At 57.4% G+C, this 15,661-nt stretch carries 18 protein-coding genes and 1 tRNA gene; 7 read left to right on the forward strand and 12 right to left on the reverse strand.

Features of this window, described 5'->3' with window-relative positions; genetic code table 11:
* Position 1 precedes the first annotated feature (1 nt).
* The 6 genes from HY2_RS04370 to HY2_RS04395 all read right to left on the reverse strand — a co-directional run bounded on the left by HY2_RS04370 (position 2) and on the right by HY2_RS04395 (position 3,700).
* A tRNA-Pro gene (locus HY2_RS04370) sits at positions 2-75 on the reverse strand.
* A 53-nt stretch (positions 76-128) separates the two neighbouring features.
* Positions 129-602 carry a MerR family transcriptional regulator gene (locus HY2_RS04375; RefSeq protein ID WP_034825089.1) on the reverse strand — a complete coding sequence of 158 codons (474 nt, stop codon included), beginning with the start codon at positions 600-602 and terminating at the stop codon, positions 129-131.
* Positions 603-619: 17 nt separating this feature from the next.
* Entirely contained in the window at positions 620-913 is a 294-nt protein-coding gene (locus HY2_RS04380) for an integration host factor subunit alpha (RefSeq protein ID WP_034825090.1), read from the reverse strand.
* Between the two features lie 103 nt (positions 914-1,016).
* Entirely contained in the window at positions 1,017-1,988 is a 972-nt protein-coding gene (locus HY2_RS04385) for a beta-ketoacyl-ACP synthase III (RefSeq protein ID WP_034825093.1), read from the reverse strand.
* A gap of 22 nt (positions 1,989-2,010) precedes the next feature.
* Positions 2,011-3,045 carry a phosphate acyltransferase PlsX gene (gene plsX, locus HY2_RS04390; protein WP_081814918.1) on the reverse strand — a complete coding sequence of 345 codons (1,035 nt, stop codon included), beginning with the start codon at positions 3,043-3,045 and terminating at the stop codon, positions 2,011-2,013.
* Between the two features lie 97 nt (positions 3,046-3,142).
* On the reverse strand, positions 3,143-3,700 hold the full coding sequence (locus HY2_RS04395; protein WP_081814919.1) for a ubiquinol-cytochrome C chaperone family protein: 558 nt from the start codon (positions 3,698-3,700) through the stop codon (positions 3,143-3,145).
* A 67-nt stretch (positions 3,701-3,767) separates the two neighbouring features.
* Between HY2_RS04395 and HY2_RS04400 the strand changes: the two genes are divergently transcribed.
* The gene (locus HY2_RS04400) at positions 3,768-4,244 is read left to right on the forward strand and encodes an outer membrane protein assembly factor BamE (protein WP_034825099.1); all 477 of its coding nucleotides are present in this window, start codon (positions 3,768-3,770) and stop codon (positions 4,242-4,244) included.
* A 440-nt stretch (positions 4,245-4,684) separates the two neighbouring features.
* On the opposite strand, the gene HY2_RS17285 is transcribed toward HY2_RS04400, so the two are convergent.
* Together HY2_RS17285 and HY2_RS04410 are read right to left on the reverse strand one after the other, a co-directional pair.
* On the reverse strand, positions 4,685-4,885 hold the full coding sequence (locus tag HY2_RS17285) for a NepR family anti-sigma factor (RefSeq protein ID WP_146617163.1): 201 nt from the start codon (positions 4,883-4,885) through the stop codon (positions 4,685-4,687).
* A gap of 164 nt (positions 4,886-5,049) precedes the next feature.
* The gene (locus HY2_RS04410) at positions 5,050-6,276 is read right to left on the reverse strand and encodes an alpha/beta fold hydrolase (protein WP_034825103.1); all 1,227 of its coding nucleotides are present in this window, start codon (positions 6,274-6,276) and stop codon (positions 5,050-5,052) included.
* A 143-nt stretch (positions 6,277-6,419) separates the two neighbouring features.
* Between HY2_RS04410 and HY2_RS04415 the strand changes: the two genes are divergently transcribed.
* The 3 genes from HY2_RS04415 to HY2_RS04425 all read left to right on the forward strand — a co-directional run bounded on the left by HY2_RS04415 (position 6,420) and on the right by HY2_RS04425 (position 9,091).
* Positions 6,420-7,286: an alpha/beta fold hydrolase gene (locus HY2_RS04415; RefSeq protein ID WP_034825105.1), complete on the forward strand. Its 867-nt coding sequence runs from the start codon at positions 6,420-6,422 to the stop codon at positions 7,284-7,286.
* Positions 7,287-7,381: 95 nt separating this feature from the next.
* Positions 7,382-8,122 carry an SDR family NAD(P)-dependent oxidoreductase gene (locus HY2_RS04420; protein WP_034825107.1) on the forward strand — a complete coding sequence of 247 codons (741 nt, stop codon included), beginning with the start codon at positions 7,382-7,384 and terminating at the stop codon, positions 8,120-8,122.
* A gap of 12 nt (positions 8,123-8,134) precedes the next feature.
* Complete coding sequence (locus HY2_RS04425; protein ID WP_034825109.1) at positions 8,135-9,091, forward strand: alpha/beta hydrolase; 957 nt, start codon at positions 8,135-8,137, stop codon at positions 9,089-9,091.
* On the opposite strand, the gene HY2_RS04430 is transcribed toward HY2_RS04425, so the two are convergent.
* The 3 genes from HY2_RS04430 to HY2_RS04440 form a co-directional block, all read right to left on the reverse strand.
* Positions 9,088-10,254 carry a CaiB/BaiF CoA transferase family protein gene (locus tag HY2_RS04430; RefSeq protein ID WP_034825111.1) on the reverse strand — a complete coding sequence of 389 codons (1,167 nt, stop codon included), beginning with the start codon at positions 10,252-10,254 and terminating at the stop codon, positions 9,088-9,090. The genes HY2_RS04425 and HY2_RS04430 overlap by 4 nt on opposite strands.
* A 139-nt stretch (positions 10,255-10,393) precedes the next feature.
* Positions 10,394-10,993 (reverse strand): hypothetical protein, encoded by a 600-nt coding sequence (locus HY2_RS04435; protein WP_034825113.1) that lies wholly within the window; start codon positions 10,991-10,993, stop codon positions 10,394-10,396.
* 80 nt (positions 10,994-11,073) lie between these two features.
* Complete coding sequence (locus HY2_RS04440; RefSeq protein WP_034825115.1) at positions 11,074-12,039, reverse strand: glycosyltransferase family 2 protein; 966 nt, start codon at positions 12,037-12,039, stop codon at positions 11,074-11,076.
* Between the two features lie 204 nt (positions 12,040-12,243).
* On the opposite strand from HY2_RS04440, the gene HY2_RS04445 reads away from it, so the two are divergent.
* The 3 genes from HY2_RS04445 to HY2_RS04455 are packed head-to-tail and all read left to right on the forward strand — an operon-like array spanning position 12,244 to position 15,057.
* Positions 12,244-12,834: a serine O-acetyltransferase gene (locus HY2_RS04445; RefSeq protein WP_081814929.1), complete on the forward strand. Its 591-nt coding sequence runs from the start codon at positions 12,244-12,246 to the stop codon at positions 12,832-12,834.
* 1 nt (position 12,835) lies between these two features.
* Complete coding sequence (locus tag HY2_RS04450) at positions 12,836-14,821, forward strand: HAD-IIIC family phosphatase (protein ID WP_051594716.1); 1,986 nt, start codon at positions 12,836-12,838, stop codon at positions 14,819-14,821.
* 2 nt (positions 14,822-14,823) lie between these two features.
* The gene (locus HY2_RS04455) at positions 14,824-15,057 is read left to right on the forward strand and encodes an acyl carrier protein (protein ID WP_034825117.1); all 234 of its coding nucleotides are present in this window, start codon (positions 14,824-14,826) and stop codon (positions 15,055-15,057) included.
* A 7-nt stretch (positions 15,058-15,064) separates the two neighbouring features.
* Here HY2_RS04455 and rfbC read toward each other — a convergent pair whose 3' ends face one another.
* Entirely contained in the window at positions 15,065-15,610 is a 546-nt protein-coding gene (rfbC, locus tag HY2_RS04460; RefSeq protein WP_034825119.1) for a dTDP-4-dehydrorhamnose 3,5-epimerase, read from the reverse strand.
* Positions 15,611-15,661: the final 51 nt, after the last annotated feature.

A 15,661-nucleotide genomic window follows, 5' to 3' on the forward strand; every position in this document is an offset into this window, starting at 1 on the left:
GTCGGAGCGATAGGATTCGAACCTACGACCCCTCGCCCCCCAGGCGAGTGCGCTACCGGGCTGCGCCACGCTCCGACACCGGCGGCTTGTAACCAAGCCTCCGCTTTTCCGCAATGCGTTATGTGGGATTAGGCTGCGCGTTTCTGGCGGACGGCATCCAGGCGGGCTTTCAGGTCGGTCAGGCCGACCAGAGCATCTTCCAAGCGCTCACGGCTGCCGGTCTTTGCCGTGTCCTCGATCTCGGCCTCAAAAGCCTTGGCGACGCTCTTCTGCAGTTCCCGCGCCGGGCTCGGGGCTGCTGCACCCAGAGTAGCCTCGCCTGCCAGCACGGCCAGCACGCCCTGCTCAGCCAGCAGCGCCTTTGCGCCTTTCAGGGTCAAACCCTTTTCGTGAACCAGAATCTGGATCGCCCTCAGCGCTTCCAGGTCTTGTGGCCGGAACATGCGGCGTCCATCGGCGCGCTTTACCGGCCGCACATCGCGCGTGAACTTGGTTTCCCAGTAGCGGATCACATGTGTCTCCAACCCCAGCTCTGCTGCCGCTTCTCCGATTGACCGGAATGCTTTGGCGGATTTTTCAACACGAGCGCGGCTTGCAGACATAAGCGGATCCTTCCTGGCTAATTTTTGTCGACCAACGCCTTGAGCATTGGTGAGGGGCGGAAGGTGACGACACGGCGCGCCGCGATCACGGCTTCTTCCCCGGTTTTTGGGTTACGGCCTTCGCGCGCGGATTTCGACCGCACCACAAAGTTTCCAAAACGAGAAAGCTTCACCTCATCTTCCTTCTCAAGCGCAGAGCCTATCAGCTCCAGCGTCTTGTCCAGCAGATCAGACGATTCCTGACGCGTAACCCCTACTTCACGAACAATTGCGTCGGTAACTTCGGCGCGTGTGATGGTCTGGTTACTCATGGGATTCTCCCGCTTTGGTTAATGGATAGCCAAGGATTGTTAACGGAATCCTAGCGCCCGCGTTCCTTCTGAACTTTGATAATGCTGATTTTCGCCTGTGAGGCTAGAGGCGGAAAAGGCTCGCGCCCCACGAAAAGCCGCCGCCCATTGCTTCTGACAGGACCAGATCGCCCTTCTTGGCGCGCCCCGTGCGCACGGCATGATTCAGGGCAAGAGGAATGGAGGCAGCGGATGTATTAGCGTGCTTGTCCACTGTGATGATAACCTTCTCATCATCAATATTCATCTTCTTGGCCACCGCATCCAAAATGCGCTTGTTGGCCTGATGTGGTACGAACCAGTCAATATCCTCAATGGTCAGGCCGGTCTCGTCCAGCACAGCCTGAATGGCCGCGGAAATATTCGTCACGGCATGACGAAATACACGATTACCTTCCATGCGGACATGACCAATCGTGCCCGTAGAGCTGACGCCGCCATCAACATAAAGCAGATCGGATTTGGTGCCATCTGTGCGGATATGGTGTGTGATGACGCCCTGATCTTCTGCGCCGTCCCACTCTTCCGCTTGCAGCACGACTGCTCCGCCGCCATCGCCGAACAGCACGCAGGTGCCACGATCAGACCAGTCCAACAGGCGGGTGAAGGTTTCCGCGCCGATCACAATCGCTGTATTGAAGAGGCCCTGCTTCAGCATGGCATCTGCCGTCGACAGCGCGAACAGGAATCCGGAACAGACAGCCTGAACGTCAAAGGCCGCGCCGCCGGTCATGCCCAGTTTCGCCTGAACTGCCGTAGCCGTTGCCGGGAAAGTCTGGTCCGGTGTCGTCGTGCCCAGCACGATCAGGTCCACATCCGCTGGTGTCAGACCCGCCGCCGCCAGCGCATCCCGCGCGGCTGCCGTGGCAATGTCGGATGTCATCTCGCCTTCGGCGGCTACGTGTCGCTGGCGGATGCCCGTGCGCTCGACAATCCATTCATCAGATGTATCGACCATTTTGGAGAGATCGTTATTGGTCAGCACCTTTGTGGGAAGATAACTGCCCGTCCCACGGATAAAGCTTCGCCGTGCCATTAAATGCCTTTCATAGAGCCGGTTATTCGGCTGCTATCCCTTTTTGCCGGATTTTTGCGAGGTTCGTGGCAACCTCATCCCGATAATGGCTGGTCGCGAGGTCTGCTGCAAGCTGGCAAGCACGGGCAAAGCCGCGGCCATCTGTACCGCCATGGCTTTTGACGGATACACCGCCCAGCCCCAGCAGTACGCCGCCATTCACATTGCTCGGATCCATCTGAGCGCGCAGATTCTTCAGGCCGCCCATGGCAAGCACGGCACCCAGCTTTGAGAACAGGTTTCCCGTCAGGGCCTCGCGCACCCGCACCCCAAGCATGCGCGCGACGCCTTCACCGGCCTTCAGGGCAACATTGCCTGTAAAGCCATCCGTGACGATGACATCCACCTTGCCGCTGGAAATATCGTCACCCTCAACAAAGCCCTGATAGTCCAGTTCCAGATCGCTACCGCGTAGCCACTCATGGGCCTCGCGGATTTCGTCATGGCCTTTCATCTCTTCAGAGCCGATATTCAGCAGGCCAATCGTCGGGCGCTTAATTCCCAGAATCGCCCGCGCATAGGCTTCACCCATGATCGCAAAGGTAACAAGCTGAGCGGCGTCTGCCTCCAGATTCGCACCTACATCCAGTACCACACTGCGCCCACGCAGGGTCGGCCAGGCAGCCGTCATGGCGGGGCGGTGAACGCCGTCCATCTTGCGTAGCACCAGCATGGAAATGGCCATCAGTGCGCCTGTATTCCCTGCGGACACGGCGGCATTCGCCCGGCCTTCCTTCACATCTTCCAGCGCGTTCCACATGGAGGAATTCCGTCCACGGCGCAGAGCCTGGCTGGGCTTCATGTCACCCGTGATGATATCTTCCGTGTGAACGATTTCCATTCTGTCGGCTACGGAAGAATACTTTGCCAGAATAGGCTTCAGCTTCGCTTCATCGCCGTGCAGGCGCACAAATGCGTCCTTGCGCGCCGACAGGAACGCTGTAGCGCCCTCTACGGTCACGTCAGGGGCATTATCGCCGCCCATTGCATCAACTGCCAGGATTGTGCCTTTAGCCACGGGCCTTCCAGCTCCACCGAGTTTGTCCGGATTACCCAGCGGTGTTTAAGGCGCGCCCCGCACCTTGGCAACGCCGCGCATGCGAAGGAATTGCAACTCAGGCCGGATGTGGCCAGATCAGCGCGCCGGAGACAAACGCCTCATCCGGCTGCTCCGCCAGCCATTGGCGCTGTGCCAGCATATAGTCTGCCAGCTCAGTCTGCTTGTCCGGCATACAGATTGCGTTACGCAGAACGCAGGCCTCAACCGCCGCGTGACGTGCACCATTTTCTATAGAATACGCCTCCGCCAGAGACTTCCCAAGACCGTAATGGACCTCCGCCAGCTTGCGCATTTTGCGGGCGATAGACGAATCCCCGACGCCTTTTTCACGGAATGAGGCGTCAAAACCATCCAGGATCAGTGAGTTTACGGCTTCGGCCAGACGGTCACCTTCGCGGTTTTCCATGACCTTCAGGCGGGGAATCAGCAGACTTGCATGCGCGGTCACCATCGCCGCCCGACCCTCAAACGTATCAATGGCCAAGCCACGCTCATACAGCACGGGCTCAAGAGAGGCCATGACCATGCCGGAGTGAAGCGCACCCGCTGTGCGCTTGATGTTCGTGCGTTTTCGCTTGGCCCATAACATAGGAAAACCCTTCGCCTCCTGCATACCTGCGCTTGCCAAGCCATACTCGCAAACGCTAGGTCTTTGCCAACGAGTTATCAGGAGTATTCCGATGTCGCGATGCGCGATTCTGGCCTTATCGGTACTGGCCCTGCCTCTGACGGCCTGTCTCACTCCGTCACGGGATTATCATGGCTATGTCGCTGACGAGGCGCAACCGCGGGACATGGCACCCGGCGAAGACACGCGCTCCACAGTCCTTGCCAAACTCGGCTCCCCGTCTACGATCAGCGTTTTCGATGAAAATACTTGGATCTACATGTCCGACATTCAGGAGCGCATTGCCTTCCTGAAACCAAAGATCACCAAGCGCAGCGTTGTCGCCATCCGCTTCGGCACGGACGATAAGGTTGAAGACGTGGTTGAGTACGATGCCGATGCGGGGCAAATCATCAACTACGCATCGCGTGAAACACCAACGCGCGGTCGCGAACTTGGCTTCTGGGAACAGATCTTCGGTACGATCGGCGCAGTTCAGCTGCCCCGAACGGACGAAGCCACACCAGACAATCCAACCGGCCGCCGCTAGTCTTTTCAGCGTTCCTGCCTGAGTTCCGGACATCCCCTCCCTTGCGAAAGGGATTCGCCCGTCATTATAAAAAAGTAACTCGCCTGAGACGCGTTTACCCGTTAGTGTGACATTACTGCCGCACTGGACACGGCCCTGTCCCCAGAAGTCAGGCTCATCCAGTCGGAACAGGTGTGCAAACCACGGGGCGTATTTCCCCATACTGCAAACCAGGCAAGGCAGGAGGATGGTGATGGCTTGGAAAGTGCCACTTTTGAACAGGACGGTAAAATCGCTTGGGCAAGCGTCCCGGCGTATACCGCAAAATTCATCAGCAACAGAAGCAGCTCAGAAAAGATACCAGCGCGTCAGGGATCTGGCTCGAAAGAGACTGGAAATGGCTGAAAATCCAATGGAAGACGAAACCGCTCAGCCCGCTAGCTGAATGGTCAGGCTCTGCCCTACTTCCTGGTTTTAAGGTCTTCAGCTTCCTTCAATTGCTGCATCAGCCTGAGAAGCTTGTCAGGAATAGGCTGCTTAAGCGTCTCATTATAGACGTCCTTCAGGCCCTTTTCGAGCGACTCATGACGATTGTCAGTATAACGGGCGGGCGGATAAGCAGATGACGTCGGCTTAGCCGTATTACGTGCATCCTTTTTCATCTAAGCCCCCTCGCATCTGATCGCCAGCCCCCGCAACCAAATATAAGCCAGTGTCTATACTTGCATTAAACCTTTAATAGGCAATTACCACACTGCCCCTTTGGGGGTATAAACAGTCCGATTTAGAGATATATTCATATCCTGACGAAACCGTTCCACATTTTTCATGCGAAGTGAAGACGGCGATACTTGCCATTAAAATAAAGGAGGGGATCGCGTCTGGGGTCGAATTTTGCCCTCATCACCTCACCTATCAGAATGATATGATCTCCGCCCTTATGGACCGCATGCCGCCGGCATTCAAAATTCGCCAGTGCTCCAGAAAGTAGCGGAACATCATGCTGGCCAGTCTCCCAGGGAGTTTGTGAGAACCGGTCTTCTCCGGGCTTGGCAAAGAGGTTCGAAGTCGGTTGCTGACCGATATGCAGTACATTGACAGCAAAGGTTTCTGCCTCCTCCAGCGCAGCGCGACTCTTCGACGTATTCGCAATACAGACCAGCAGCAGAGGCGGGTCGAGGGAGACCGATGTGAACGAATTCGCGGTCAGCCCGATTGGCGTTCCATCTGCGGCCTTTGCCGTCACAACTGTCACGCCGGTGGCAAAGCAGCCCATCGCATCGCGCAGCGTCCGCGCATCAGAACCTGAGCGATATTCCGGCACCGAACGTGGCACGCGTCTCTCCAGAAAATCCAGAAGAGTCGCGTTGAACAGATCAGCAGAATCTGTCGCGACCACGTGGCCTGCTTCGCTGACTTCGGCATATTCCGCATCGGCAAAGCGCCCGGCAAACCGGCCTGCCTCTTCGGCGGGCGTAATCCGGCTGAGCGCACCGCGCACGAACAGAACCGGCAAGCGAATATCACTGGCCGCAGCCTGAACTCTGTGGACCAGGTCATTAGAATGGAACGTCTCTTGAAAGCGCGGATCAAATCGCCCCGACGACAAGGCTGCTTCCGCAACGGTCTTGATAGCCGCATCAGACCTTTCGGCAGAGCCGGTTTCGGAATCAGGCGGTGCATCGACCAGAACCAGACCAGATGCCAGATGCGCGCCATCTTCGCCGATCGCTGCGGTCGCAATCCAGCCCGCCAGAGATGAAGCCACCACAACGGGCCGCGAAGCCATCTGCGCCAGAACGCAGCGAAGGTCTTCAACACAGGCGTCAAAATCATAGCGACCATCTTCGGGCCATTCGCTTTCGCCATGACCGCGCAAATCCACTCTCAGAACGCGCCGACCTGCCTGACGTAGGGCATCGGCCACATCATTCCAGTCGTCCCGGCTCTGGCCCACCCCATGAACCAGAAGCACAGAGGGGTCGTTCTCATCACCGGAAACATCTCCTTTGAGAGCAACTCCGGCAAATCCCTTGAAACTGATGTCGTGCATGAATTGTCCTGACTGAGCTTCGCGCTTCCCTTTCATTTATCCCGCTGACCCCAAGTGTCGAGAGCGGGCCTGTTGAGGCCTGCCAGCGCTTGCCGCTGCGGAGTATCTGGACAAGCCGTGTTCAGGGGCCGAAACTCGCCTTTATGATTACAGGGCCAACATCACACTCATACTATTCGCAGCGCCTCCGGCTTCATTATGTGGACTGGGGAAATGAAGGCGCGCCCATTCTAATTCTGCTGCATGGCGGGCGCGATCATTGCCGCAGCTGGGACTGGGTTGCGCAGGAATTGCGCGAGGACTGGCACGTCATTGCGCCGGATCTACGCGGTCATGGCGACAGCGCCTGGTCGGCCGATGGCGAATATTCGCCGCGCGCCTGCGTCTATGATCTTGCGCAGCTGATCCACCAGTTGAATGCCGGGCCGGTGACGATCGTGGCCCATTCCTATGGCGGTAATATCGCGCTTCGCTATGCCGGGATCTATCCGGACATGGTGAAGAAGATCGTCGCGATTGAGGGCCTCGGTCCCTCGCCCAAGATGATGGAAGAGCGCGCCAAGGTCACACCGGCAGACCGGATGAAGGAGTGGATCGAATCCAAGCGCGCCAGCGCGGGTCGTCTGCCCCGGAAATATGAGAGCCTGGATGAGGCCTACACGCGGATGAAGGAGGAGAATACCTACCTCTCCGATGCCCAGGCGCGCCACCTGACAATCCATGGCATCAGCCAGAATGAGGATGGCACCTATTCCTGGAAGTTCGACAATTACATGCGGATCTTCACGCCGTATGACATGCCGCAGGAAGATGTGGAGCAGTTGTGGCAGAACATCACCTGCCCGACCCTGCTGATGTATGGTGACAAGAGCTGGGCGTCCAATCCCGCAGAAGATGGCCGCGTCCAGCATTTCAGGAATGCGCGCGTGAAACTCTACAAGGATGCCGGGCACTGGCTTCACCATGACAAGCTGGATGAGTTCCTGACGGACCTGAAAGCGTTTCTCTGATTTTCTGGCTCTGTATTGCTGGCCACCTGCCGCCGCGACATGTCTGGTGCGTCCTGAACACGCCAGTACAGTGGCTGGCAAAACAGGAGGAACGCATGACAGATCCGCTTTTCAGTCTTGAGGGAAAAATTGCGCTGATTACGGGCGGCAGCCGCGGGCTTGGCTACCAAATGGTCAAGGCGTTTGCAGAGCGCGGCGCGGATGTGATCATTGCCAGCCGCAATCAGGACGCCTGCGAAGAAGTGGCCGAGGAAGTGCGCGCGATGGGGCGAAAAGCACTGGCCGTGGGCGCGCATTGCGGACGCTGGGACGACATAGATGCGCTGATTGAGAAGGCCTATACTGAATATGGCCGGGTCGACATTCTGGTCAACAATGCCGGCATGGGCCCGATGGTGCCGAGCCATGAAGTGCCGGAAAATTTGTTCGATAGCGTCATGAATCTGAATTTCAAAGGCCCTTTCCGCCTTTCATCCATCATCGGTGATCGGATGAAAAAGGCCGGACGTGGGTGTATTATCAATATTTCCTCCATTGCATCGCTGGTGCCGATGCCGGCGGTTGTTCCCTATGCAGGTGCTAAAGCGGCGCTAAATGCGATGACGACGTCGATGGCCCGCGAATATGGCCCGGAAGTGCGGGTGAATTGCATCGCCGCAGGGCCTTTCCTGACGGATATTTCCAAAGCCTGGACCGATGAAGCCCGTCAGACGGCGAATAACGCACTTCATCGCCCTGGCCGCCCGGAAGAGATTGTGACGGCCGCCTTGTATCTGGCGACGGATTCCTCCAGCTTCACGACAGGCGTCATCCTTCGCGTGGATGGCGGCCCCTGAGGAGGAAAAGCCATGTCTTCCAAGTATCTGCTCGACCCTGAACTGAAAGCCTTTTTCGAAGCGCTGCCCCCAACGGAATTGACCCGCGAAGCCTTGCCTGAAATTCGCAAAGTGCGCACGGACTTTGCAATGGCCACAATGCCGTCGCTGCCGCCAGAGGTCAGCATTGTTCAGGAAATGGCGCCGGGACGAAACGGCGACCCGGATGTACGGATGAAAATCTATCGCACCGGATCTGACCGGACAGACCGTCCGGCCATTCTGCACCTTCATGGCGGAGGTTATGTTCTCGGCAATCCCGACACGATGGCACCGCAATGCACAGCCTGGGCGAAGGGGATGGACGCCATTGTTGTGGCGCCAGCTTACCGGCTGGGGCCGGAAACGAGCTATCCAGGCAATGTTGAGGATGCCTATGCGGCGCTGGCGTGGATGCATGATAATGCGGGTCAGCTGGGCATTGATACTTCCCGTATTGCGGTGGCCGGGGAAAGTGCGGGCGGAGGGCTGGCGGCGGCGCTGGCCCTGTTGGTGCGTGATCGGAAGGAATTTTCATTCTGTCACCAACAACTGATCTTCCCGATGATTGACGACCGGACAGCCACGCGGACCGACCTATCCTCGATGTTCGGGGAATTGGTATGGACCAATGAGATGAACCATTTCGGCTGGTCATGTCTTCTCGGCGCAGCCCCCGGATCAGATGGCATTTCGCCTTATGCCGCCGCGGCGCGGGCGGAAGACCTTTCCGACCTTCCTCCAGTTTTCATGGCAACCGGCGCGATGGACCTCTTCACGGAGGAGAACCTGGAATATGCCCGCCGTCTGATGGCCGCAGGCGTTCCGGTTGAGCTGCACGTCTATCCCGGCGCACCGCATGGCTTCATGTGGGTGACAGATGCCCGCGTTACCAAGCAGTACAATCGCGATGCTTGGAATGCGCTCGCGCGGGGGATCGGCGCGATCTAGTCCAGTGACAGGCCAAGCTCTGCGAGAACTTCTTCCGTATGCTCTCCAATCCTCGGCGCAGGGCGGATTTCCTTTTTCGGCGCCCCGATAAAGTGTACCGGCGGCTGGGTTTCCCAATAGCCGCCTTCGGTTGGATGCTCTCGCCGCTGGAAGAAATTGACCGCCTTGAGGTGCGGGTCTTCCTGAAGGTCCGGGAAGTCATTCGCCTTGGCGGCAGGAATGTCCGCGCCGGCTAGCACCTCCAGCCAATGCTCCGTTGTTTGATCCTTAAAGTAGTGCTGAACCCGATCCATCATATAGTCCATGTTGAAATAACGGCCGCGATAATCATTGATGCGTTCGTCTTCAAGCTCCTGCGGTGCGCCAATCACATCGAACAGTTTGACCCAGCGCGCGTCTACATAAGGCGCGATGACGATATAACCATTGGACGTTTTCAGCGGCTGCCGGCACGGGTCCACCTGGCGCTGGTAGCAGAATGGCCCGACAGCCGGATCGAAGACCGCCTCATAGAAATGCTCTTCCAGCAGGAAGTGCGTGATGCATTCAAACATCGGCACTTCGACATGCACGGCCTCACCTGTCCGGTCCCGCTGGCGCAGGGCAGCAAGCGTTGCGTAGACGGCATGCAAGCCTGAGACCTTGTCGGCAAAAGCGGTCGGGATGAAGCGCGGACGCTCATTGCCGTCTACCTTTGGCAACAGCATGGTCGCGCCGGACAGGCCCTGGATCAGGTCATCATAGGCCGGGCGCCCCGCATAAGGCCCTTCCGAGCCAAAGCCGACGCAATGGACATAAACGATATCCGGCTTGATCTTCTTCACCTCCTCAAAAGTGAGGCCGAGGCGAGCCACAGCATCGGCGCGGATATTGTGGATGAAGACATCGCTGTTTTGGATCAGCTTGCGGATGGCGGCCTGCCCTTCATCAGATTTCATGTCCCAGACCACAGAACGCTTGCCGCGATTCATGGTCAGGTGGCACGGCCCCATACCCTTGGTGTTGGCAGGCTTGCCGACATTGCGGAAATCATCGCCATTTTTCGGTTCGACCTTAACCACTTCAGCCCCCATGTCTGCCAGGGTCTGCGTGCAGTACGGGCCGAAGATGACGGTCGTCATATCGGCGATGCGCAGGTCAGACAGGACATTCGTTGCGGGCATGTGGTTTCCTCCGGATTTTTCCTGCTCATAATGCGGTTGTCGCTGGGACAGACAAGACGTTTCGCGTGATTGATTGGCCTGCACCTGTATCCGCGCCCTCTGGTGAAGGCACGGCAGATGGCGTGATTGCGAGGCTCGCTCAGCTGGTATTCCAGGCATCCTGAAGCCGCGCGCGGATCATGCCTGGCAAAGCCGCCGACACAATGCCGAGTTCCGGCCGAAGGCGGAACGCGCTGGCAAGGGGCAAAACGTGCGGCACAGGCTCTCCCTTCTCTCTTTGCCGAGCGATGGCGTGCGCCAGGCGCTTTGCATGAGTATCCGGGTCTTTCAGGACACGATAGAGCGCCGCAAGGCGTGCGAGAAAAGGCGCTGCCGGAATCGGCTGGCCATCTCGGAATGGCATCTTCTGGGGCAGCGCCCCCGTCGCAACAGCCACCTTCTTTGCAGACAGGGCAAAGCGACGCTGGGCGGGAAAGGAAACGATCTCAGCCCCTTCCGGCAATTGGCGTGGATATGTCTGGCGCGAGACCTGCCGCTCAGGCAGGCCTAGCATCAGCGCCATCAGGTAGAGCAAACGGCGAACAATGGTTTCAAGTTGGGACAATCGACCTGACGCGCGCTGTTTCAGGCTACGTGGCAAGGTTTTCGGCTGCAGCTGTGCGTTCGTCATGCCAATGATGTTGGTCAGGGCATAACGCGCCTGTTCAAAGCCTTGATTGATGAAGTCTGGATTGCTCATGCCAGACAGAATGAAGGCGCAGCCTATGCGACGGATTCAGGCAAAGAAATTCAGGCGCAGTCAACCTGCCATACATCGCCTTACCAGGGATAGGCATACCATTTCGGACGCATGCCGACGGCGATCAGCAAGCGATCTGCCATGGCATCTATAAAGTCCAGCACGGTGGGACGCGCATCCAGCCTGTCCAGCCGGGTCATATGCTCTTCCCAGATCTTGCCATTCTCATCCTCACGCCGCAGCGCGATCAGTCGGCGCAGATAGTGGCGCTTGTAATGCTGGAGGATGGTGCGGCCGTCATCCTCCGGAAAGGCCACGGCGGCATAGCGCAGAAGGTAGTGATACCAGTCCAGAAGGTGCAGACGTTTCGGCGCAACGAAGCGGGAGGTCACCGTGTCTTCGTGAACGCGTGTATTGGCAATGTATTCATGGACAAAACCAAATCGCCATTTCGTCAGTGTACGCAGGACTGAGTCCGTATCGAAGGCATTCACACAGGAATCGAAATAGACACCATCTTCCGGAATGGCCTTCACATTGACTAGCACATGCGGAGCGCGGAAATGGCCCTGATTGAGAAAGAAGCGGCGAATGGCTTCCTTGCCCTCCATAACTGCAAGCCCGTCAGGCCATTGGTAAGTTTCCAGATCCCCACCATAATTGACCTTGCACGCCACAAGGCCAATCTGGTCATCCAGTTGGGCCACCTGCATCATCTTTTCGATGGCATCTGGCGTCATGGTGTCATCGGCACATAGCAGGCGAAACCATTCCGCGCCTTCAGGCAGATGGGCGAAAGCGGAGTTCCAGTTTTCCACCTGAGGCAGCAAATTCTCGTGCCGTACGACTTTGACGGGAACACGGGCGTTCTCAAACTCGGCAATGATGCTTGCCGTAGCGTCAGTTGACGCATTCTCAATGACCAAGTGTACCAGATTTGGCCAAGTTTGCGCCTGAACACACTCCATTGTCTCACGCAAATAGGCTTCGGCATTGTAAGCTGGCGTAATCACGGTTACGAGCGGGTAAGCGGCGGGGTCACTCATTGAGACAGTCGATCAATTAGAGGGTATAGTTCGGTGCGAAGACCCTGACGGAACGCAAGTTGCATACCAGTGCAGCAGGCGTTTTAAAAGGCGTGAAAAGAAAGTGTTCTACTAAAAGGGGTGTTCGCCCGGCACGGCACACCTCTTCTTCCAGGGGTGGGCAAAGTGTCAATGAACAAAGATGAAAATCACTCAGATACGTGCATGGACGAGCCGGTCCTGTACGGACCTGACCTGATTGGCAAGCATGGCTTCTGGACGATCCTGAAAGAGGATTATGCGGCAAATAATCGCCGCTGGGCCGAGCCAGGCTTTCGCGCGGTGGCCGTGCATCGCTTTGGCACATGGCGCAAAGTGATCAAATTTTCCCCGCTGCGCAAGGTGATGGGCTTGCTCTACTATTTGATGAACCACCGTGTACGTACAGTGTACGGGATTGAGCTGCACGATACCGCAAAGGTGGGCCGTCGGCTGGTGATTGCGCACCAGGGCGGCATTGTGATCCACCGCCATGCAACAATCGGCGATGACTGCATGATCCGCCAATGTGTAACGATTGGTGCAGGCGCAACCTATGACATAAGCGAAGCCCCTGTGCTGGGCAGCCGCGTGACGCTGGGTGCCGGTAGTGTCGTGATCGGACCGGTCCAGCTGGGCGATGACACCAAGGTCGGCCCCAATGCTGTAGTGCAGACCCATATCAAGCCGGGCTCAACCGTCTTTGCGCCAGCCTCCCGCGTGATTACCATGCCTAAGCCGAAACCGGCACCAACACCTGTCCAGGACGTCGAGTAGAATGACCGCATCAGACAAGCTGGCCGAAGCCGCTGCCCTGAAACGCGAAAAGAATTACCAAGGCGCCATCGCCGCCTATGACGCGGCGCTCGCCAATGTCGAAGCACCCGATGAGAAAACCTGCCTGGCGGTCGCACAATGTCATGCTGGCACGGGACAAAAGGACAAGGCCCTTGACTGGCTGGCACTGCTGACCCGTGGCGGAGATGACTTCCCCGCCTGGCAAGCCGCCAGCGGCCTGTTGCGCAAATTGCTGAAGGACAATCCCGGCCTTTCCGCGCCGCATGCCAAGCGGACGGGGCGCGTGTGGCTGACCGGCAGCTATACGCTGGCCCAATTGGCGCCGTTACTGCAGCTGGCCGCGCTGGCCGTAAATGTGAATATCGAAGTGGCTGTTGCCGATTATGGGCAGCATCGCCAGGACGCGCTGTCGCCCGATTCACAGATGTATGCTTTTGACCCGGACGTTATCGTGATCGCCCTGCACCATAGCGATCTGGAACGATCCGTCAGTGATCTGTCTGTTCAGGAAACTGTCACGGAAGCAACGCAGGATGTCTCGATGATCTGGCAGTCCATCCGCCAGAACTGCAAGGCGCGCATCCTGTGCACCAATATTGCCGCACCACTGGATGAAGCCTTCGGGCACCTGTCTTCCCGCGTGCCGGAAAGCCGCCGCACGATCATTCATGCAGTGAATAATGATTTGGCCCGAAAGGCGAATGAGCTGGGTGGCGTCACGCTGGTGGATGTCGAGGCAATATCAGCCCAAATCGGTAAGCGCGCTTGGTTTGATGATCGCTACTGGCACCTCTCCAAGCAAGGCGTCAGCTTTAAAGCCCTGCCTCTGCTGGCGCGTCATATGGCGGCGCTTATCGCAGCCGAGTTCGGGCTGACGAAGAAATGCCTCGTGCTGGATTTGGATAATACGTGCTGGGGTGGTGTGATCGGGGAAGACGGGCTGGCAGGGATCAAGATCGGCCAGGGGGATGCAAAGAGCGAAGCCTTCCTGGCTTTCCAGATGGCTGTGAAGCGCCTGCAACAGCGCGGCGTCATTCTGGCAGTCTGCTCCAAGAACAATGATGCCGATGCACGCGAGCCGTTCGAGAAACATCCGGACATGGTGCTGAAGCTGGACGATTTCGCCATGTTCGTCGCTAACTGGACGAACAAGGCCGAGAACATCAAACATATAGCCAAGACGCTGAATATCGGCCTCGACAGCCTGGTCTTTGCTGATGACAATCCGGTCGAACGCGCAACGGTTCGCGAGCTTGTGCCGGAGGTGGACGTGCTACCGATGCCGGAAGACCCGGCCGGTTATGTGCGCGTGCTGGGCGACTATCTCGGCTTCGAGACGGTCAGCTATACGCGAGAAGATGCCAACAAGACCGAGCAATACCGGGCCAAGTCCCGCATCGCGGAGATGCAGGCGACGACGGCCTCCCTGCCTGACTTCTACAAATCCCTGCACATGAAGGCCGAGATCGAGCCATTCAACGACTTCAATATGCCGCGCATCGTGCAGCTGATTGGCAAGTCCAACCAGTTCAATTTGACGACCTATCGCTATTCGGAGGCCGACATTCGCGACTTCATGCAACAGGATGGTGCGGTGAACCTATCCCTGAAACTGGCCGACAAATTTACTGACCACGGGCTGGTCAGCATGATCATGGCGCGACTGGTGGAAAGCGCGATGGACATTCACCTATGGCTGATGAGTTGCCGGGTAATCGGGCGCACGGTGGAAGATGCATTGTTGGGAGAGCTGTGCCTGCAGGCCCGTGCGCAAGGCCTGAAGAAGCTGCGCGGGAGTTACATTCCCACCGCCAAAAACGCGCTGGTTGAAACGAAATATGCCGATTTCGGATTTGATTGCATCGCAAAACTGGACGACGGCAAGACAATTTGGGAATACGACATTGAAAAACAGGGCGATATTTCGAGCCCCTATATTGCTGTCAATACACGCGTTGAGGCCTGATCATGTCTACTGAAACCCGTTTGAATGAAGTCTTCCAGACTGTTTTCCTGGATGATGATCTGGAACTGTCAGATGATATGACCGCCGCGGATGTCGACGGATGGGACAGCCTGGCCCACATCAATCTGATGTTTGCGATCGAGCAGGAGTTCGGCTTTCAGTTCCCCGGAAACGAGCTGGCCGAGCTGCCGAATATTGGCGCGTTGAAAGCCTTTATCGACAGCAAGACCCGCTAACGCATCTTCATGCCTTGAAAGCTGATGCTTTATAGTCTGCCCAGGACGCATCCTTGTCTGACAGCACCGTGACCGGCACCGGCCATTCAATACCGAAGGCCGGGTCATCATGGCGCGCGCCGCGCTCTGCTTCTGGTGCGTAGAATTCCGACACGAGATAGCTGACCTCGGTATCATTCAGCAGAGTTTGGAAGCCGTGAAGGAAACCTTTCGGGATGTAGAGCTGATCCTTGTTTTGCTCAGTCAATTCAAAGCCCTGCCATTTAAGATAGGTCGGGCTGTCCGGGCGGATGTCTACGATCACGTCAAAAATCGCGCCGCGGACGCAGCGGATTACTTTCACTTCGGCGCTTGGCTCAATCTGGCAGTGCATGCCGCGCAGCGTGCCCTGCTCAGCCGAAACAGACATGTTCTGGTTTACAAAGCGGGTTTCCAGGCCATGGGCGGCGAACTCATTGATGCAGAATGTCCGGGCAAACATGCCCCGCTCGTCCCCGCGCGCCTCCAGCTTTATCAGGAATGCGCCCAATAGATCTGTCTTGTGAAACAGCATGTAAACTTATCCTCTACTAGATGATCGCAGATTGATTGCCTGTGCGGGTGG

The organism is Hyphomonas pacifica (genome assembly GCF_000682675.1).
GTDB classification, from domain to species: domain Bacteria; phylum Pseudomonadota; class Alphaproteobacteria; order Caulobacterales; family Hyphomonadaceae; genus Hyphomonas; species Hyphomonas pacifica.